Source organism: Mesorhizobium sp. WSM2240, assembly GCF_040438645.1.
GTDB lineage: Bacteria > Pseudomonadota > Alphaproteobacteria > Rhizobiales > Rhizobiaceae > Allomesorhizobium.
In genome coordinates, this window is sequence record NZ_CP159253.1 from 287,075 (window position 1) to 305,188 (window position 18,114).

The following is an 18,114-nucleotide window of genomic DNA, read 5'->3' on the forward strand; positions in this document are numbered from 1 at the left end:
AGACTGAAGGAGAAAGCCATGACCCATCGTTCCGTTACGCACTCCACCTTTGCAATAGAACGCACCTATGACGCGGCGCCGGAAAAGGTGTTCGCCGCCTGCGCAGATCCGGCAAAGAAGCGCCGCTGGTTTGTGGAAGGCGAGGGCTGGCACATCGACAAATTCGAAATGGACTTCAGGCCGGGCGGCATCGAATCGAGCGTTTTTCGCTTCGGTGACGGGCCGGAGGGCCGCAACGACACGGTCTACCTCGACATCGTCGAGAACCGCCGCATCGTCAGCGCCTACACGATGGTCATCGGCGGCAACCGCATTTCGGCTTCGCTCGGGACTATGGAGTTCGAGCCGGCTGGCGACGGGACGCGGCTGAAATACACCGAACAGGGCGCGTTCCTGGACGGCCACGACAATGCCGCGCAGCGCGAATCCGGCTGCCGCGAATTGTTGGAAGCGCTCGCCGTAGAACTCGGCCGGCAGGCCGCTTGAGGAGAATCGACATGCAGAAACTCGAAGGTATAAAACTCCACCAGGGCGACGGCCCGAACTCCTACCGAGTGCGCATCTTCCTGGCCGAAAAGGGCCTCGAAGTTCCGCTGGTCCGGATCGATTTCGGCGAGATGGAGCACCGCGCGCCAGAATTCCTCAAGCTGAATTCGCTCGGCCAGATCCCGGTGCTCGAACTCGACGACGGCACGGTCATCACCGAAAGCGTCGCCATCTGCCGTTATTTCGAGGCGCTCCATCCAACCCCGCCGCTGTTCGGCGCGAATGCGGTCGAACAGGGCAAGGTCGAGATGTGGAACCGGCGCGTCGAGATCGAGATATTCGGCACGATCGGCAACGTGGCGCTGCACACCGCCGAACTCTTCAAGCATAGGCTGACGCAGTTTCCGGCATTCGCGGAAACCCAGCGCGCGCTCGTGCCGCGCAAATGGGAATGGCTCGACCGCGAAATGGCCGACGGCCGCCCGTTCATCGCCGGCGACAAATTTTCGGTCGCCGACATCACCGGCATGACCGTCTCGTGGTTGGGGGAGTTCTTCGGCATGCCGATCCCTGACGGCCTGCCCAATGTCGGCCGCTGGAACGAGCGCGTCCGGGCGCGGCCGAGCTGGAATGCGTAGCGCAGACCGAACAGCGGCGCCTTCGCCGACAGCGCAACTGAATCGGACTTCAAACGCCGCGCAATGTGGGAGGAGGTATTCGTGACAAAAGTAGTGCTGTCGTTTTCGATGTCGCTGGACGGCTTCGTCGCCGGTCCGGATGTCGGCATAGACGAGCCGATGGGACGCGGCGGCGAGCGGCTGCACGACTGGCTGTTCAAATCGTCGAGTGAAATCGACGCGGAAAAAGCGCGGGATATTTCGCAAAGAGTCGGCGCGACGATCATCGGCCGCCGCACTTTCGATGTCGGGATCGGGCCGTGGGAGGACGCGCCCTACCCCGTTCCGAGCTTCGTGCTCACGCATGAGGAGCGCCAGCCGCTCGCCATGAAGAGCGGTACGTTCATTTTCGTCAGTGACGGCGTTGAGAGTGCGCTGAGGAAAGCGCGCGAGGCGGCGGGTGACAAGGACATTGTGGTGATGGGCGCGGACATCGCCCGGCAATATCTGGCTGCCGGGCTCGCAGACGAGATCGTCATCCAGTTGGTGCCCGTGCTTCTCGGCGCCGGCACACGGCTGTTCGACCGACTGAACGATGGGACGATCGAGCTTGAACAAACCGGCGCGGTCCAGTCGCCGTCCGTCACGCATCTGAGATACGCAATTCGACGGAATTCTGAACAATAAGAATGATCTGGAGGCGGCACGTTCCTCCCACAAGGGGGCCCAGCGAGGCATCGCCGACGCCCGAGCCTTTCCGGGCCAAAAAGTAAACTGTCCCCCATCGCTCTGACGATGTTCGGGCGGATGGCCTGGCACTACCAGAGATTTCGTGGCTGGCGATCGAACAGGCGCTTTTACGCGCTGGTCGCCGCGCGCATCGCCCGGGCCCGATAGAACAGGAGCAGCGCGTAAACGACCATCAGCGCAGTGACGATGCGGACTAGAACGACCGCGCTGGAAAGCGGAATGAACAGCAGGGCCAGGCCGAACACTATGTAGAGCCCTCCACCGATCATTGCGGGCCACAGCCTCGAGCCGCGCTCATGGCCGATGAAGCCGGATAGAAACTCCATTATCCCGACGAGGATGGCGAGCAATCCCACCAGGCTCGTCATGAAGCCCAGGCTGAAGATGCCGAGCAGCACCGGACTGAACAGCACGATCAGACCGGCCGCGATCGAGAGGCCGTTGCGTACGAGTTCGAACCAGAAAATGCTGGTCCTCGGACCCGAGAATTTCATCGCCGCCAGGCCGAGCGCGCCATCGATCAGCAGCAGGCCGCCGCCCGCCAGAACAAGGAACCTGACCGCTTGGGCGGGATAGATGAATGCAAGCAGCGCCGCCACCGCCATAAGCAGTCCGCGCAATGCCGTGAGTAACGCATCGATACGATCGGATTCCCCCACTGCCATGATGCTCTCCCGAGTTGCGCCGTCGCGACCATCGTGCCGGCCTCTTTGCAATTGCTATCTCTCCAGCTGTACTCACGGCGCCGCCTTCAGCGTGGCCAGGGCAGTTCCGGAGCCGTCGAGCAGGGTAAGCGTGCCGTCCTCGACGGTGTAGGACGCGGTTTTCGCCAGCGCGGCCAAAAACGCCGCCTCCTGTTTCACCTTGGGCTGTTCGCAGGCCATCATGGTGGAAAACACGTCGCTTATCTTCAGCTTCGCGCCATCGAAACTCGCCTGGCCGCCGAAGCTGTTGCAGCCGCCATTGCCGCTGATCTTGCCCTCCTCGTCGAAGGTAAGCGTCGAAGCTACGCCCGCGGCCGTGTCGTCGCGCCCGAGGCTGGACAGGCGCCAGCTTGTGCCCTTGAGCGATCCTGTCCCGGTCGAGTTTTCAGGCGCGGATTTTTCGGCTACACGGACCAGCAGCACGGATATGGGTGTAGCCGGCTCCTGCGCATCGATTGGCGCAGGCGTTTCGTTCGCGAACCAGGTCGCGCCGTCGACCTCGATGCGGGCCATGAGCCCGTGCGCCTTTTCAGGCATCAGACGTGCGGCATCGACGACAAGAGAGAAAGCGATCGGAACCTGGCCGGTTGGATGGACCGAAGCCTCGCCGATCACGTCGGGCGGCGTTTGCGTCGTGTCCACCAGTTGCAGCACCAGGGTGGTGTCATCAGATAGGGCCATGCGTTCGCGATAGAAAACGCTGCCGCCGATGGTGAGGTCCGCCGCCTGCGTTGCCGAAGGCAGGAAGGCGGCGACCACGGCGAAATCGAATGCTGCAAGGCGGCGACGGTCGATCAAAGCCATCAGCTTCCTCCGCTCCAGGTGAGATGCCGCCTGCGTCGTTCCGTACCGGAGGGATGTTGCGGAGAAAACCTGCCGCCGGCTCTCTATACCGTCATCGCTCAAATTTCTGTCGCGACATGTCCCTCAAACACCGTCGGCACGCATCCGGCGAACAGGATACCAAGCTTTCCCGGCTCCACAAGCCGCAGGGCCTGCTGTAACGGTTACGGTTGCGCCAAGCAGTCTAACCCGCAGGCTCGGCCGTGCAGGCCTCGATCTCGACAGCCTCGGGCGCGGTGTGATCCATCAGCATCTCGCTGAGCGTCGCATCATCTCCCTTGGTCCACCATTGCAGGCCCTTGTCGGGCGACAGGCCCTGCTCGGTAGCGTAGCGCGCGCCCGAAGCCGCACGGACATTGTACATCTCGAAGGTGCGGCCCCTGTATTGGAGCCGCGCGGTCGGCGCGTCCGGATCGGTGTTGTCATAGCGGGCGATGACGGTCTGGCTGCTCTCGCACCGGTACGTCACCATGATGACGTCTTCGGCCGCAGCCGGCACGGCCGGCGTATCCGGCTGATCGGCGAAAGCCGCCGATGCAGCAAGCGACAGCGACAGGCAGAGCGAATGGCGCAAAACGGCTCGGGGCATATCGGTGTCCTCCTAGTTTGGCGGGCCGGTCGTCGCCGGCGACCGATCCGCCCGACAGCAGCACCGCCATCCAGCGGCCGGACGGGTCCTGAGCGCAATAGACGATGAAGACCATCAGCATCGGCACGCCGCTGGCCGGCAATCTCGGCCAGCGGGCGCGGGATCGCCCGCCGCTCGCTCCTATTGCCTCAGTTCCCGGCGCAGGATCTTGCCGACCGGCGTCTTGGGCAGTTCGGTGCGGAACTCGATGAATTTCGGCCGCTTGTAGCCGGTCAGGTTCTGCTTGCAGTAGGCGAGCAGGGTTTCCTCGGTCAGGCCGGCGTCCTTCTTGACGACGAAGAGCTTCGGCACCTCGCCGGAATGCTCGTCCGGAACGCCGATCGCCGCGACTTCCAGTACGCCCGGATGCGCCGCCACGACCTCTTCCAATTCGTTGGGATAGACGTTGAAGCCGGAGACCAGGATCATGTCCTTCTTGCGGTCGACGACCTTCACATAGCCGTTCTCTTCCATGAAGCCCATGTCGCCGGATTTGAAGAAGCCGTCACTGGTCATCACCTTGCCGGTCTCGTCCGGGCGGTTCCAGTAGCCGGACATCACCTGCGGCCCCCTGATGCAGATCTCGCCGACTTCACCGAGCGGCAGATCATTGCCGTCCTCGTCGCGTATGGCGATTTCGGTGGAAGGGAGCGGCAGGCCGATCGTGCCGGTGAACCGCATGTCGCTGACCTTGTTGGCCGTCGCCACGGGGGAGGTTTCGGAAAGGCCGTAGCCTTCGGTGATGCCGCAGCCCGTGAGCTTTTGCCAACGGTCGGCCACACCCTTCTGCACCGCCATGCCGCCGCCCAGCGTCAGGATCAGTTGCTTGAAGTCGAGCTTGCGAAAATCCTCATTGTTCAAGAGCGCGTTGAACAGTGTGTTCAAGCCCGGGAAGATGTGGAAGGGCTGCTTCTGCAACTCCTTGACGAAGGCCGGAATGTCGCGCGGATTGGGGATCAGAAGGTTATGGCCGCCCTGCTGGATGCCCATCAGCGCGTTCACGGTGAGCGCAAAAATGTGATAGAGCGGCAGCGCGCAGACATAATTGATGTTGGCCGGCCGCGGCTTCACCGTATAGGCGTCCTCGACCCATAGCGCGAGCTGCGCGACATTGGCGAGCACATTGCCGTGCGAGAGCGTGGCGCCCTTGGAGACGCCGGTGGTGCCGCCGGTATATTGCAGGAAGGCGATGTCACCCGCCTCGACCTTGGCCGGCTTGAAGTTCATGGCTGCGCCGGCTTTCAGCGCGGCGTTGAAGGCGGTGTGGCCGGGCAGCGACCAGGCAGGCACCATCTTCTTCACCCGGCGCACGACCAGATTGACAATCATGCCTTTCAGTCCGCCGAGCAGGTCGCCCATCGTCGCGACCACCACATGCTTAATCGGCGTTCGAGCGATCACCGCCTGCAGGGTGCCGGCGAAATTCTCCAGGATGACGATCGCCTCGGTGCCCGAATCCTTGAGCTGATGCTCGAGCTCGCGCGGCGTGTAAAGCGGGTTGATGTTGACCACCGTATAGCCGGCGCGCAGGATGCCCATCATCGCCACCGGATATTGCAGAACATTCGGCATCATGATGGCGACGCGCGCGCCCTTGGCGAGCCCCTTCGACTGCAGCCAGGCGCCGAAATCCTTCGACAGGCGCTCGAGCTCGCCATAGGTGATGCTCTTGCCCATGCAGGTGAAGGCCGGCCGGCCGGCATATTTCTTCGCGGCTTCGGTCGCGAGATCGCCGATCGAGGCGACGGCGAGCGGAGTGATCTCGGCCGGAACGTTTTTCGGATAGCTTTTCAGCCAGGGCTTGCTGGCGCCGGTAGGCAGGCCAGACGTCGCCTTCGGCATTGCGGGCTTGGATTTGGCCTTGGCGGACGGTTTGGCAGCAGACGCTTTGGCGGATGAAGGTTTTGCCGTGGGTTTCGCGGCGGCAGCCGGCTTGGCCGACGTTGACTTGGCCGCTGCCGGCCTCGCGGAGGTTTTGCCATCCGGCTTGGACGCGGAAGTCTTGGCAGCCGGCTGCTTGGGTGCCCCGGGCGTTGCGGCTGATTTTGCGGGCGCGGATTTTGCCGCCTTGGCTGTTGCAGACTTTGCCGCGGGCTTGGCCACAGCCTTGGCGGTCGACTTCGTTGCCGGCTTGGATGCGGCGGGTTTCGAGCTCTTTGCCGCCGTCGGTTTTGCGGCTGCGCTTTTCGCTCCGGACGCAGCCGGCTTGGCAGCAGCTTTTGCCCGCTTGGCAGGAGCCGCCTTGGCTGGCTTTGTGGTGCCGGCCTTTGTTGGCTTTGCCGGGTTGGATGAAGCCGCTTCCGGCTTTGCTTTGGGCGCTGCCGTCTTGTTCGTTGTCTTGGCCAATTGTGCCTCCCTCGTGTTTCCGTTGCCGGATTATTATCGCCTGCAGCCGCCCCCTCGCGGCTGTTTTCGCCCGCCCGCAAAAAATGCTGCGAAATCGAGCCAAAAACGATCGCGACGACTATGTATTGTGACAAAGCGGCGGTGCGCAAGCCTTGCCTCTGCGTCAGCTTCGGAGTGATTTTTCTTGTGGAGCGGCGTCTGAACAGCCGCGGCCAAAGTATCGCCGGCTCCCGAGTAAAATAGGCGCTTGCGCAAAGCCTTGGCGTCTCCACCGGCCCCGCAAAGGACTATCCAGAAAGAAAATCCGGAAATTCACTATCCGGAGGCAAAAAATTCTCGTTACCAAGCGGAATGCAAACGGGGAGTTCCAAAGCCCGGTAAACGGTGCTTATATGCGCCCTCACGAGCCCGCCTGAAAAGGGCTTGGAACAATCTCAGGGGAGTAATCATGAAAAGAAAACTGATTTTCGCGGCCGCGCTTATGGCTGCGACCGTGCTTAGCGGCGCGGCAAGCGCGAAGACGTTCGTCTTCTGCTCGGAAGGATCGCCGGAAGGCTTCGATCCCGGGCTCTACACGGCCGGCACGACGTTCGACGCCGCAGCGCACACTGTCTATAATCGCCTGCTCGAATTCAAGCCCGGCACGACCGAAGCCGTTGCCGGCCTGGCGGAAAGCTGGGAGATTTCCGACGACGGCCTGCAATACACTTTCAAGTTGCGTCCGGGCGTCAAGTTTCAGACCACCGAATTCTTCACGCCGACCCGCGACCTGAATGCCGACGACGTGGTGTTCTCCTATGAGCGCCAGCTCAAGGACGACCATCCGTGGAACAAATATGTCGCCGGCACCGCCTGGGAATATTTCAACGGCATGGGCTTCCCCGACCTGATCGCCTCGATCGAGAAGGTCGATGATCTGACGGTGAAGTTCACGCTGAAGCAGAAGGAAGCGCCGTTCCTCGCCAATGTGGCGATGCCCTTCGCCTCCATCATGTCAAAGGAATACGCCGACAAGCTGGAAGCCGAAGGCAAGATGAACCAGCTGAACCAGATGCCGCTCGGCACCGGCCCGTTCGCCTTCGTCGCCTACCAGCAGGATGCGGCGATCCGCTACAAGGCCCATCCGGACTATTGGGGCGGCAAGCAGAAGATCGACGACCTGGTCTTCGCCATCACCACCGACGCAGCGGTTCGCTACCAGAAGCTGAAGGCCGGCGAATGCCACCTGATGCCTTATCCGAACGCGGCCGACGTTGAAGCCATGAAGGCCGACCCGGCGCTGACGGTGATGGAGCAGGAAGGCCTGAACGTCGCCTATCTCGCCTACAACACCACCCAGGCTCCGTTCGACAAGGTTGAGGTGCGCAAGGCGCTGAACATGGCGATCAACAAGCAGGCGATCGTCGATGCTGTGTTCCAGGGCGCGGCCACGCCGGCCAAGAACCCGATCCCGCCGACGATGTGGTCGTACAACGAGGCCATCCAGGACGATCCGTACGATCCGGAAGCCGCCAAAAAAATGCTCGAGGATTCCGGCGTCACGGGTCTGTCGATGAAGGTCTGGGCGATGCCAGTCGCCCGTCCCTACATGCTGAATGCACGCCGCGCCGCAGAACTCATCCAGTCGGATTTCGACAAGATCGGTGTCAAAGTCGAGATCGTGTCCTATGAATGGGCCGAATATCTCGAGCGTTCCAAGGCCAAGGACCGCGACGGCGCGGTGATTCTCGGCTGGACCGGCGACAATGGCGACCCGGACAACTTCCTGCACACGCTGCTCGGCTGCGACGCTGTCGGCGGCAACAACCGTGCGCAGTGGTGCAACGAGGAGTTCAACAAGCTCGTCGTCCAGGCCAAGACCACGACGGATCAGGCTGAGCGCACCAAGCTCTACGAAGAGGCGCAGGTCGTCTTCAAGCGCGAAGCTCCGTGGGCGACGCTGGATCACTCTCTGGCTGTCGTGCCGATGCGCAAGGAAGTCCAGGGTTTCGTTCAGAGCCCGCTGGGCGACTTCGCCTTCGAAGGCGTTGACCTCGCCGAGTAACACCAACTAGAAGACCTGGAATTGGGGGCGCTTGTAATGCAAGCGCCCCCAAGCACATTTGTGCTATCGTTGCCCGTGGTCTCGAAAAACCCACCGAAGGTCTGATATGCTCCGGTTCCTTCTGGGGCGGCTTGCCGTCCTGATCCCGACATTCATCGGGGTCTCTATCATCGCATTTTCCTTTATCAGGTTGCTGCCCGGCGATCCGGTGGCGCTGCTCTCGGGCGAGCGGGTCATGTCGCCCGAGCGCCACGCGCAGATCACGCACGAGCTCGGATATGACCGGCCTATCGTCATCCAGTATTTCGATTATTTGTGGGGCGTGCTGACCGGCGATATGGGCACCTCGATCGTCACCAAGCAGCCGGTGCTCGACCAGTTTCTGACACTCTTTCCGGCGACGCTGGAACTCTCCATCTGCGCCATCGTCGTGGCCGTCGTGCTAGGTATCCCGGCCGGCATATTCGCTGCGCTCAAGCGCGGGACGCTATTCGACCAAGGCATCATGGGCACAGCGCTCGTCGGCTATTCCATGCCTATCTTCTGGTGGGGTCTGCTGCTGATCATTTTGTTTTCCGGTATATTGCAGTGGACGCCGGTGTCCGGCCGCATTTCGCTGCTGTATTTCTTTCCGTCGGTCACCGGCTTCATGCTGATCGACTCGCTGCTCTCCGGACAGGCTGGCGCATTCAAGTCGGCGGTTAGCCATCTCATCCTGCCGACCATCGTTCTCGCTACCATCCCGCTCGCTGTCATTGCCCGCCAGACCCGTTCGGCGATGCTCGAAGTTCTCGGCGAGGATTACGTACGCACGGCCCGCGCCAAGGGGCTGCCCCCGTTCCGCGTTATTGGCGTGCATGCGCTTCGCAACGCAATGATCCCGGTCATCACTACGATTGGCCTGCAGGTCGGGGTGCTGCTTGCCGGCGCGATCCTGACGGAAACCATCTTCTCCTGGCCGGGTATCGGCAAATGGATGGTCGACTCGGTGTTCCGGCGCGACTATCCGGTCATCCAGGCCGGCCTTCTGATGATCGCGGGCATCATCATGATCGTCAATCTCATCGTTGATCTGCTCTACGGCCTGATCAACCCGCGCATCCGGCACTGAGGAGGAGCGGACCATGGCAGATACAACGGCCATCGAGAACATCTCGCTCGACCCATCCCGCCGCGCCCGGCTCGCGGAGTTCTGGTATTATTTCTCCGAAAACCGCGGCGCCGTGATCGGGCTGTGGGTATTCGTAGCCTTGGTCGTCATCGCCATCCTGGCGCCGCTGATCGCGCCGCACGTGCCCTATGCGCAGTATCGCGACGCGACGCTGTTACCGCCATTCTGGCAGGACGGCGGCCGCGCCGCCTTTCCGCTGGGCACCGACGCGGTCGGCCGCGACATGCTTTCGCGCCTGCTGTTCGGCGCGCGCTATTCGCTGTTCATCGGCGTCTTCGTCACCACCATAGCGCTGATCGGGGGCATCGTCATCGGCGTCATCGCCGGCTATTTCGGCGGCTGGATCGACACCGTAATCATGCGCATCATGGACATCATCCTGGCGTTCCCGTCGCTGCTGCTGGCGCTGGTGCTCGTGGCAGTGCTGGGGCCCGGCCTGACCAACGCCATGATCGCGATCGCGCTGGTGCTGCAGCCGCATTTCGTGCGCCTGACGCGCGCCGCCGTGATGGCGGAAAAGGGCCGAGAATACGTCACCGCAGCAAGGGTCGCCGGCGCCGGGCCGCTGCGGCTGATGTTCAGGACCATCCTGCCCAACTGCATGGCTCCGCTGATCGTGCAGGCGACGCTGTCGTTTTCGAACGCCATCCTCGATGCGGCCGCCCTCGGCTTCCTCGGCATGGGCGCCCAGCCCCCGACGCCGGAATGGGGCACGATGCTTGCCGAAGCGCGCGAGTTCATCCTGCGCGCATGGTGGGTCGTCACCTTCCCAGGCCTCGCGATCCTGATCACCGTGCTGGCGATCAACCTGATGGGCGACGGCCTGCGCGACGCGCTCGATCCGAAACTGAAGAGGTCGTGAGGCGATGGCACTGCTCGAAATAGAAAATCTCGTCGTCGAATTCACCACTGCCAGCGGGCCGTTCCGCGCCGTCGACGGCGTGTCGCTCTCGGTCGAGCAGCGCGAGGTTCTGGCGATCGTCGGCGAGAGCGGGTCCGGAAAATCGGTCTCCATGCTCGCCGTCATGGGCCTGCTGCCCTGGACGGCGAAGGTAACGGCCGACCGCATGGTGTTCGCCGGCACCGATCTCCTGAAGCTCAGCGACGCCGACCGCAGAAAGATGGTCGGCAAGGACATGGCGATGATCTTCCAGGAGCCGATGGCGAGCCTCAACCCCTGCTTCACCGTGGGCTTCCAGATCGAGGAGGTGCTGCGCGTCCATATGGGCATGGACCGCACCCGACGCCGCGCCCGCGCCATAGAACTGCTCAAGCAGGTCGGCATTCCCGACCCGGAGCAGCGGCTGTCCTCCTTCCCGCATCAGATGTCGGGCGGCCAGTGCCAGCGCGTGATGATCGCGATCGCGATTGCATGCAATCCGAAGCTGTTGATCGCCGACGAGCCGACCACCGCGCTCGACGTGACCATCCAGAAGCAGATCCTCGACCTTCTGATGCGGCTGCAGGCCGAGCACGGCATGGGCCTGATCATGATCACCCACAATATGGGCGTTGTGGCCGAGACGGCCGACCGCGTCATCGTGCAGTACAAGGGCCGCAAGATGGAGGAGGCCGACGTGCTGTCGCTCTTCGAGAGGCCGAAGAGCAACTACACCAAGGCGCTGCTTTCGGCGCTGCCGGAAAACGCTACCGGCGACAGGTTGCCGACCATCGCCGACTATGTCGCTGAAGAAGCGCCCGCCGAGGGAGCCGCCCAATGACCGAGAAAGTCCTGGAAGCCAGAAACATCGTTCGCGACTACCATGGTGGCGGCGGGATCTTCGGCAAGTCGCGCACGCTTCGCGCCGTCAAGGGTGTCAGCTTCTCCGTGGAGAAGGGCAAGACGCTGGCGATCGTCGGCGAGAGCGGCTGCGGCAAGTCCACGCTCGCGCGCATCATCACGCTGATCGACGCGGCGACGGCTGGCGAACTCTTCATCGAAGGCAAGAAGGTCGACATCGCCAAGGAAGGCTTGACGCCGGAAATGCGCCGGAAGGTGCAGATCATTTTCCAGAACCCCTACGGCTCGCTCAACCCACGCCAGAAGATCGGCGACGTGCTCGGCGAACCGCTTCTGATCAACACCAACAAATCCGCCGCCGAGCGGCGCGACCTCGCGATGAAGATGCTGTTGAAGGTCGGGCTGGAGGCAAAGCACTTCAACCGCTATCCTCATATGTTCTCGGGCGGCCAGCGTCAGCGCATCGCCATCGCCCGCGCGCTGATGCTCAACCCGAGCCTTTTGGTGCTCGACGAGCCGGTCTCTGCGCTCGACCTCTCGGTGCAGGCGCAGGTGCTCAATCTGCTCGCCGACCTGCAGGACGAGTTCAAGCTGACCTATGTGTTCATCAGCCACGATCTCTCGGTGGTGAAGTACATCGCCGACGAGGTGATGGTGATGTATTACGGCGAGGCGGTCGAATATGGCAGCCGCGACGAGGTGTTTTCAAACGCGCAGCACGACTACACAAAGACGCTGTTTGCCGCGACCCCGCGCGCCGACGTGGCGAGCATCAAGGCGAGGCTGGCGAAAAAGGCGGCCTGACGATTTCAGGTGATGCCGGCCTGCAAATGGCGGTTGGTCCGATGCGGCTGCTGCCTGACTAGACTAGTGATGCAGGTCGATCATGTTCTTCGGTTGCGGCAAGACCGCCGACCGGATCGTCGGGCGCTCGATCATCCGATGCACGCGAGGCGGCTCGGTCCCGCTGTGCAGCCGCCTGATGCGGTCGGTGACGATGGCATCCGCATGGGTCATGCGGCGGTTGTGGCGCACATATTCGAGCCAGGTCGGCGTGTGATAGGTCTCCATCCAGCTTTCCGGGTTCTCCAGATCGCGCGCCAGTGTCCATTGCCGCGCGCCGTCGCGCCGGCGAATCCGCCTGCGCTCCGTCATCACTTCGAGGAATTCGGCCGTGTCCTCATCCTTGATGATATATTCGATCATGATCACGATCGGTCCTGAGCGCGGTTGCAGGTCGAGCGCAAGCGGCGGCTCCTTGAAGCGGTTGAGCGGGTCGAGGTTGAGGGACGTCTGGTCGGGCAGGGTGAACCGCCAGAGCCCGAGCGCCGCGCCGGCGACCATCAGCACGGCTGAAGCAAGCAGCGCGTTGTCCGGCCCGTATTCGTCGGCCGCCAGGCCCCAGATCCAGCTGCCCAGCGCCATGCCGCCAAAGGTGGCCGTCTGATAAAGGGACAGCGCGCGCCCCACCACCCAGCGCGGCGTCGACAATTGCACAGTGACATTGAAGAGCGACAGCGCTATCACCCAGTTTGCACCGCCGATCATCAGCGCCGCCGCGGTGAGCCAGGGGTGCGTGCTGAGCCCCACGGTGGCGGCGCAGACGGCAAAGCCGATGAATGCGACGCGGACGCACCATTCCGTCGAAAGCACCTGCCTCAATCGCGAACTGACCAGCGCGCCGGCAACTGCACCGACGCCGAACGCGCCGAGCAGAATGCCGTAGAGCAGGGGGCCGCCATTGACCAGATCGCGCGCGACCAGCGGCAGCAGGGCGAGAACCGAGATCGCGGTGAAGCCGAAGACGAAGCCGCGCAGCAGCACTTTCTCGATGTTGGGCGACATGGCGATGTAGCGCAGTCCGGCAGCCATTGCCGGCCCTATCGCCTCGCGCGGCAGCGCATCCGGAGCGATCGCCGGCTTCCAGCGGCCAAGCACGAACAGCAGCGCCAGATAGCTGACGGCGTTGACGGCGAACGCCGCGGCCGCTCCGGCCGCCGCCACGATGGCGCCGCCGATCGCCGGGCCGACGCTGCGCGTCAGGTTGAAGCCCATGCTGTTCAACGCGACGGCCGCCGGCAGGTCGGTGCGCGGCACCATATCGCCTACCGACGCCTGCCACGACGGATTGTTGAGCGCCGTTCCGCAGCCGATGAGGAACGTGAAGGTGAGCAGTATCCAGGGCGTCAGCAGTCCCATATAGGCGGCGACGGTGAGCGCGACGGATGTGACGAGCATGAATGACTGCGCGACCAGCATCACCCTTCGCCGGTCGAAATTGTCGGCGATCGCTCCCGACGGCAGGGACAGAAGCATGATCGGCAGCGCCGTCGACGCCTGCACCAGCGCCACCATGTTGGCCGAGTCCGAGATGGCGGTCATCATCCAGGCCGCTCCGACACCCTGGATCAGCGATCCGAAATTCGAAGCCAGGCTTGCGACCCAAACGTAGCGGAAGATATCGTGCCGGAACGGGGCCAATGGCGAGATGCGTTCAGTCACGGAATCATTTCTCAATACGGTGCAGCGAGTGTTTTCAAGCCGCAGCACGACTACACCAAAATGCTTGTCGCCGCGACCCTGCGTGCTGACGTCGAGAGTGTCGAGGGTTCGCGAAAGGACAGCGTGGAGGGGCAAGGCTGGGCTGAAAGATACCAGATGGCTGACTTCGACCCAGGTGAACATCGTTCCGGCGCCGGATGCCCGTATCCGTTCGGCCACCGCAGGCGTCCAGCGTCAACGCGACCCGAACGACACCCGATGCCGCTGGATGCGGCAGGCGCAGGGTGGGCTCAACCAGCTTGCCCGAATCCGCGGATGCCGCCGTCGCGGCGAGCAGAAAGGTAGCGAACGAAAGAGCAAGCCGCATCCGAATTCGATCCGCGAGGGGATACCGCCGGCCAATGCGCGCGTGTTGCGGCGGAACTGCGACCGAGCAGCCATATGCTATCCTTGGTCACGCGATCGCGTGAGCCTTCGGTTCGAACGACGCGACCGCTGCGAGCTGCTCGCGCAGCCAGACGTTGCCGGCGTCGCGGTCCAATCGGCGGTGCCAGTACATTGTGACGTCCATTGCCGGCGACTCCATCGGCGGCATGAAAATATCCAGTTCGAGGCGGTCGGCCACCAGATGCGCAAAGTGAACCGGGATGCTGCCGAGCAGGTCGCTGGTCGCCACGGCAAGCGCAACGGCCTGGAAATGCGGAACGGTGATGACGACCTTGCGCGACAGGCCGAGCCTTTGGAGCGCTGGATCGATGGTCCCGGTCCTGCTCCCGTCGGCCGAGCGCAACACCTGCGGGGTGGCGCAGAAAACCTTGGCTGGAAGGGCCTCGCCGGGCCGGATGCCCCCTCCGCTCATCACGGGATGCCCGCGGCGGGCGATGCAGACAAGCCAGGAACGGAACAGCTTCTGGCTGGCGATCCACTCCGGGGTTTCCAACGCCCGGTCCAGCGCGATGTCGGCCTTGCGGTCGCTCAGTAGGCCGAAAACGTCGGCCGATGGGTAGTCCATCATCTGGAGAACGGTCGAAGGCGCGATCAGCGTGACCCTCGCCGCTAGCTTCGGCATCAGCAAGGTTGAGAAATAGTCCGACCCGATCAGCATGAAGGAGCGGGTCGACGAACCTGGGTCGAAGGCCGAGCTTGCCGCAAGGGCCTCTTCGATCTGCAGCAGTGCCCGGCGCACCGGCTCCTTCAGCTGGAGCGCGCGCGGTGTCCGCCGCTTCCTGGAATCGTGCCGTCGCCTGTCTCGACCGTCTATATCGATGGGGTGTGCAGGAAGGTTGGTCACGGAAGCGCCGTTCACGCATCGATCCGTCTGGAGGCAGGGATAGGCCGGCCGGCGGGCACAGGTCGCGGCGCGTAACGATGCCTATGAACCGGCCGCGCGGCGATCGGATGTCAGCTTCGTCACGCTCGATGATTATCGGAGATTTCGGGATGTTGGTCTCAGAGGGTTCCTGCCTGACGGCGGCACGCGCCCCGGTGCGGAATCGCAACGGGATTCGGAATGCGTTGTTTTCCGACCTCCTGGTAACGACGGGCCTTCGCTTGGAGGAGGCCTCATCTCTCTTCGCATTCGATGTCGTTTCACCGGTCGGCATACGGGCCGTCAGATCTGACTGGATTTGCCGAGTGCCCAAACGAAGGGCGATCGCGGCCGCCAGATCCTTGTTCCCGCTCGACTGGTCGAACAGGTGCGTTCCTATATCGACGTCGAACGTGCCCATGCGGTCGCGAAGTTCCAGCGGCGTTCGGGATGGCAATCGATCGACCGACCGATCTGCGTTCACCGAGCGCGTTTCGGTGCCCGGCTGCAACGAGTCGGCCGTGGCGATATTGCGCTCGACCTGCTTAGCCCGGAGGAACGCATTCGAATCATTGTCTGCGACGGCAACGGCACTCCGGCCGAACCGGCAGTGTTATGGCTCTCGGAGATTGGCTTGCCCGTGCAGCCGAACACCTGGGAAGTCATCTTCGCCCGTGCCTCCAGCCGGTGCAGATCCTTCGGATACTATGTCAGCATCAGCCCGCACCAGCTCCGCCACATCTTCGCCCTTCATATGCTGGCGATGCTCATCCAGCATCGCCTCCGCGATGCCGCGTTGCCCGCAGGTTCGATGGAGGGATACCAGCAGATTCTTGGCGATCCTCTCCAGCAGGTGCAACGGCTCCTTGGTCACGCCAGCTTGACCACCACCTACGTCTACCTCGCCCGCCCATCTGCGCGCTGAGGACATCGAGGGATACGAAGCTTTTCTCGAAGCCGACGGGATGAAGCCTATTCACCGGCACACGGTTCTCGCCAAAGCCATTCTCGCTCTGCGCTCGATCGACGCCGACCGGCCTGATCTTCTGGACAAAGGCGTCCGCCATCGCCTGACCTATACCATTGCACGATCCGTCGGCCGCCCGCAGCCACGGGACGCTTACAGCCCGTTTGTTGCAAGGCAGCTTCGCGACGCGGCTTGCGCTGACATCGCCAAGATTTTTCAGACGGATCGGGAAGCCGCTCGATGGTGATGACGGCGATGCCAATCTCCGCAGAGTGACCGACGAAGCAAACGCCCGGATTGATGCCGCCGGCAGGCTCAGCAGCGGGGACCGTGCCTTCAAGAGCCCCTATTTCATGAGGCTGCGCCGCGGTCTGCCTGTCTCAACCTTGGCCGACGATATCCACGGCCACTATCATCTGCGCGCCTTTGACATTCCGCCCCTCCTGACCTTCCTTTCCCTGGAGACCGGCCTGGAGATCGAATGTTGCAAGACACTAACGATCGACTGTCTCCAGAACCCGGACCCGGCACCATCGAGATAGCCTATGTGAAGCGTCGCGCTCGTGGCGCCGAGCACAAACATAGGCGCGTCCGCGATGGCGGGATCGGGACTCCGGGTGGTCTCGTCCGTAACCTGATCGAAGTCACTGCCTTCACGAGGCAGTCTGTGTCGAGCGACTGCCTTTGGCTCTATTACTATACTGGCCGGAAGCAGCTCCGGGCGGGTATTGGCCATCCGCATCAACTTGTTGATCGATGGACCGCAGGCCATGGGATCGTCGATGACGATGGTGAACCTCATCGACTTGTTCTTTCGCGCCCGCGCAAGACCCACAAAGCGCTTTGGTATCTGAAGACCGAAGGCCATATGGCGCGCTTCGCGATCGGACATACACCTGAGATCGCCGCTTGCCACTACGCCGACATTCCCTCGCTGCGGCCGCTTCACGAAGCTACTGTGGCAGAGGCGTTTTCCGAGGTCGCCGCGGCCGCCGGCCCGATCGTATTAGCGCCTGACGACCAGGATTCCTGGCGCCTGAGCGAGGCCGCTTCCGAAGGGAACAGCGATGTTGACGTTCTTCTGGACGGCGAACAGGATGTTTGGCTGGCGGCATGCTTAGGCTTTGACCGCAGCCCCTTCGGGGACGGCGGGGCGCCTTGTCCGCAACCCTTCTGGGGCTGCCTCGAATGCCGTAACGCAGTCATCACCGCGCGCAAGATGCCGGCGATCATCGCGTTCCTGCGGTTTATCAAAGAGCAACGGGCGGGTCTCTCCGCCGCAGACTGGGCAATGAAGTTCGGCCGCGCGCATGATCGCATCGTCGGGCAGGTTCTCCCTGCTTTCCCCGAGAGCGTGATTGCCGAAGCCGTCGCGAGGCGGAGGGGCATGCCCTTTATCTGCCGCCGGAGGCCCGGCTGAGCCGAAGATGCACATTCAACTGACCAATGGTGCGCTTCGCCAGATCAAGGCTGCGGTGCGCGAACTTGGCGTGGAAGCGGGCGAAATGGATACACCAATTTCCATCCTGCCGGAGACCACCAAGCCCTGGCGCCACCGCTTCGACGTCAAAGCCCTCGCCCAGGAAGAGAGAATGCTACAATCGGCAGCCTATATCCTTTGTGCCTATCTGACCGGCATGCGGGACTGCGAAGTCCAGGCGATGCAGCGCGGGTGTCTTTCCCTGAAGCAGGTTGCGAAGAAGCGGTCGACGCCGCCCCTGCTTGAAAACTGTAAGATTCGGGAACTGCGCCAGGGCGGCGGGAGAGTTCGCTGATTCGTACCTTTTGGACGGATAACCGACCGCGGCGCTTCTAGCGAAGCCGCGATCTGCAACTGAATTCGAGCGGATGCTTGAGGGCGCGATCAAATGGTTGATCATAAATCACCAATGATAGTCCACCCCAACACAACTTGAGGTGGATCGTTTAAATTTGTCAGCCGCATACGAACAGCGGCAATTAAAGGGCGGAACGGATGTATCATCCATGCAACGTTCATTGCTCCG

Annotated in this window: 18 protein-coding genes and 2 pseudogenes; 13 read left to right on the forward strand and 7 right to left on the reverse strand. The window is 62.7% G+C overall.

Annotated features, from left to right (window positions below; all coding sequences use genetic code 11):
- The first annotated feature begins 18 nt into the window (after nucleotides 1–18).
- From ABVK50_RS01395 to ABVK50_RS01405, 3 genes are all read left to right on the forward strand, one after another.
- Nucleotides 19–486: an SRPBCC family protein gene (locus ABVK50_RS01395; protein WP_353643143.1), complete on the forward strand. Its 468-nt coding sequence runs from the start codon at nucleotides 19–21 to the stop codon at nucleotides 484–486.
- An 11-nt stretch (nucleotides 487–497) separates the two neighbouring features.
- Entirely contained in the window at nucleotides 498–1,124 is a 627-nt protein-coding gene (locus ABVK50_RS01400; protein ID WP_353643142.1) for a glutathione S-transferase family protein, read from the forward strand.
- Between the two features lie 81 nt (nucleotides 1,125–1,205).
- The gene (locus tag ABVK50_RS01405) at nucleotides 1,206–1,790 is read left to right on the forward strand and encodes a dihydrofolate reductase family protein (protein WP_353643141.1); all 585 of its coding nucleotides are present in this window, start codon (nucleotides 1,206–1,208) and stop codon (nucleotides 1,788–1,790) included.
- Nucleotides 1,791–1,960: 170 nt separating this feature from the next.
- Here ABVK50_RS01405 and ABVK50_RS01410 read toward each other — a convergent pair whose 3' ends face one another.
- The 4 genes from ABVK50_RS01410 to ABVK50_RS01425 form a co-directional block, all read right to left on the reverse strand.
- Complete coding sequence (locus tag ABVK50_RS01410; protein ID WP_353643140.1) at nucleotides 1,961–2,518, reverse strand: DUF308 domain-containing protein; 558 nt, start codon at nucleotides 2,516–2,518, stop codon at nucleotides 1,961–1,963.
- A 72-nt stretch (nucleotides 2,519–2,590) separates the two neighbouring features.
- Complete coding sequence (locus ABVK50_RS01415) at nucleotides 2,591–3,361, reverse strand: META domain-containing protein (RefSeq protein WP_353643139.1); 771 nt, start codon at nucleotides 3,359–3,361, stop codon at nucleotides 2,591–2,593.
- Between the two features lie 223 nt (nucleotides 3,362–3,584).
- Entirely contained in the window at nucleotides 3,585–3,989 is a 405-nt protein-coding gene (locus ABVK50_RS01420; protein WP_353643138.1) for an MliC family protein, read from the reverse strand.
- A 180-nt stretch (nucleotides 3,990–4,169) separates the two neighbouring features.
- Complete coding sequence (locus tag ABVK50_RS01425) at nucleotides 4,170–5,870, reverse strand: long-chain-fatty-acid--CoA ligase (RefSeq protein ID WP_353643137.1); 1,701 nt, start codon at nucleotides 5,868–5,870, stop codon at nucleotides 4,170–4,172.
- Nucleotides 5,871–5,889: 19 nt separating this feature from the next.
- On the opposite strand from ABVK50_RS01425, the gene ABVK50_RS01430 reads away from it, so the two are divergent.
- The 6 genes from ABVK50_RS01430 to ABVK50_RS01455 all read left to right on the forward strand — a co-directional run bounded on the left by ABVK50_RS01430 (nucleotide 5,890) and on the right by ABVK50_RS01455 (nucleotide 12,134).
- On the forward strand, nucleotides 5,890–6,552 hold the full coding sequence (locus tag ABVK50_RS01430) for a hypothetical protein (protein ID WP_353643136.1): 663 nt from the start codon (nucleotides 5,890–5,892) through the stop codon (nucleotides 6,550–6,552).
- A 270-nt stretch (nucleotides 6,553–6,822) separates the two neighbouring features.
- On the forward strand, nucleotides 6,823–8,418 hold the full coding sequence (locus ABVK50_RS01435) for an ABC transporter substrate-binding protein (protein WP_353643135.1): 1,596 nt from the start codon (nucleotides 6,823–6,825) through the stop codon (nucleotides 8,416–8,418).
- Between the two features lie 106 nt (nucleotides 8,419–8,524).
- Nucleotides 8,525–9,529, forward strand: a complete 1,005-nt coding sequence (locus ABVK50_RS01440; RefSeq protein ID WP_353643134.1) for an ABC transporter permease subunit — start codon at nucleotides 8,525–8,527, stop codon at nucleotides 9,527–9,529.
- Between the two features lie 13 nt (nucleotides 9,530–9,542).
- Nucleotides 9,543–10,451 (forward strand): ABC transporter permease subunit, encoded by a 909-nt coding sequence (locus ABVK50_RS01445; RefSeq protein WP_353643133.1) that lies wholly within the window; start codon nucleotides 9,543–9,545, stop codon nucleotides 10,449–10,451.
- Between the two features lie 4 nt (nucleotides 10,452–10,455).
- On the forward strand, nucleotides 10,456–11,310 hold the full coding sequence (locus tag ABVK50_RS01450) for an ABC transporter ATP-binding protein (RefSeq protein ID WP_353643132.1): 855 nt from the start codon (nucleotides 10,456–10,458) through the stop codon (nucleotides 11,308–11,310).
- Nucleotides 11,307–12,134 (forward strand): dipeptide ABC transporter ATP-binding protein, encoded by an 828-nt coding sequence (locus ABVK50_RS01455; protein WP_353643131.1) that lies wholly within the window; start codon nucleotides 11,307–11,309, stop codon nucleotides 12,132–12,134. Before ABVK50_RS01450 ends, ABVK50_RS01455 begins: the two co-directional genes overlap by 4 nt.
- Nucleotides 12,135–12,197: 63 nt before the next feature.
- On the opposite strand, the gene ABVK50_RS01460 is transcribed toward ABVK50_RS01455, so the two are convergent.
- The 3 genes and pseudogenes from ABVK50_RS01460 to ABVK50_RS01470 all read right to left on the reverse strand — a co-directional run bounded on the left by ABVK50_RS01460 (nucleotide 12,198) and on the right by ABVK50_RS01470 (nucleotide 15,138).
- Nucleotides 12,198–13,832 (reverse strand): MFS transporter, encoded by a 1,635-nt coding sequence (locus ABVK50_RS01460; RefSeq protein WP_353643130.1) that lies wholly within the window; start codon nucleotides 13,830–13,832, stop codon nucleotides 12,198–12,200.
- A 205-nt stretch (nucleotides 13,833–14,037) separates the two neighbouring features.
- Nucleotides 14,038–14,199, reverse strand: a pseudogene (locus tag ABVK50_RS01465) (polysaccharide deacetylase); the annotation flags it as partial.
- An 87-nt stretch (nucleotides 14,200–14,286) separates the two neighbouring features.
- The gene (locus ABVK50_RS01470) at nucleotides 14,287–15,138 is read right to left on the reverse strand and encodes a LysR substrate-binding domain-containing protein (RefSeq protein ID WP_353643129.1); all 852 of its coding nucleotides are present in this window, start codon (nucleotides 15,136–15,138) and stop codon (nucleotides 14,287–14,289) included.
- A gap of 391 nt (nucleotides 15,139–15,529) precedes the next feature.
- On the opposite strand from ABVK50_RS01470, the gene ABVK50_RS01475 reads away from it, so the two are divergent.
- The 4 genes and pseudogenes from ABVK50_RS01475 to ABVK50_RS01490 form a co-directional block, all read left to right on the forward strand.
- The gene (locus ABVK50_RS01475) at nucleotides 15,530–16,066 is read left to right on the forward strand and encodes a hypothetical protein (protein ID WP_353643128.1); all 537 of its coding nucleotides are present in this window, start codon (nucleotides 15,530–15,532) and stop codon (nucleotides 16,064–16,066) included.
- Between the two features lie 158 nt (nucleotides 16,067–16,224).
- The gene (locus ABVK50_RS01480) at nucleotides 16,225–16,650 is read left to right on the forward strand and encodes a hypothetical protein (protein ID WP_353643127.1); all 426 of its coding nucleotides are present in this window, start codon (nucleotides 16,225–16,227) and stop codon (nucleotides 16,648–16,650) included.
- Between the two features lie 125 nt (nucleotides 16,651–16,775).
- Nucleotides 16,776–17,528: a hypothetical protein gene (locus ABVK50_RS01485; RefSeq protein ID WP_353646992.1), complete on the forward strand. Its 753-nt coding sequence runs from the start codon at nucleotides 16,776–16,778 to the stop codon at nucleotides 17,526–17,528.
- A pseudogene (locus ABVK50_RS01490) lies at nucleotides 17,527–17,793 on the forward strand (integrase); the annotation flags it as partial. The gene ABVK50_RS01485 and the pseudogene ABVK50_RS01490, both read left to right, overlap by 2 nt.
- Nucleotides 17,794–18,114: the final 321 nt, after the last annotated feature.

Excerpts from the sequence above, each read along its gene's own strand:
- ABVK50_RS01395 (WP_353643143.1), top strand. The coding sequence starts at position 19 with ATGACCCATCGTTCCGTTACGCACTCCACCTTTGCAATAGAACGCACC.
- ABVK50_RS01400 (WP_353643142.1), top strand. The coding sequence starts at position 498 with ATGCAGAAACTCGAAGGTATAAAACTCCACCAGGGCGACGGCCCGAAC.
- ABVK50_RS01410 (WP_353643140.1), bottom strand. The coding sequence starts at position 2,518 with ATGGCAGTGGGGGAATCCGATCGTATCGATGCGTTACTCACGGCATTG.
- ABVK50_RS01415 (WP_353643139.1), bottom strand. The coding sequence starts at position 3,361 with ATGGCTTTGATCGACCGTCGCCGCCTTGCAGCATTCGATTTCGCCGTG.
- ABVK50_RS01420 (WP_353643138.1), bottom strand. The coding sequence starts at position 3,989 with ATGCCCCGAGCCGTTTTGCGCCATTCGCTCTGCCTGTCGCTGTCGCTT.
- ABVK50_RS01425 (WP_353643137.1), bottom strand. The coding sequence starts at position 5,870 with ATGCCGAAGGCGACGTCTGGCCTGCCTACCGGCGCCAGCAAGCCCTGG.
- ABVK50_RS01435 (WP_353643135.1), top strand. The coding sequence starts at position 6,823 with ATGAAAAGAAAACTGATTTTCGCGGCCGCGCTTATGGCTGCGACCGTG.
- ABVK50_RS01440 (WP_353643134.1), top strand. The coding sequence starts at position 8,525 with ATGCTCCGGTTCCTTCTGGGGCGGCTTGCCGTCCTGATCCCGACATTC.
- ABVK50_RS01445 (WP_353643133.1), top strand. The coding sequence starts at position 9,543 with ATGGCAGATACAACGGCCATCGAGAACATCTCGCTCGACCCATCCCGC.
- ABVK50_RS01450 (WP_353643132.1), top strand. The coding sequence starts at position 10,456 with ATGGCACTGCTCGAAATAGAAAATCTCGTCGTCGAATTCACCACTGCC.
- ABVK50_RS01455 (WP_353643131.1), top strand. The coding sequence starts at position 11,307 with ATGACCGAGAAAGTCCTGGAAGCCAGAAACATCGTTCGCGACTACCAT.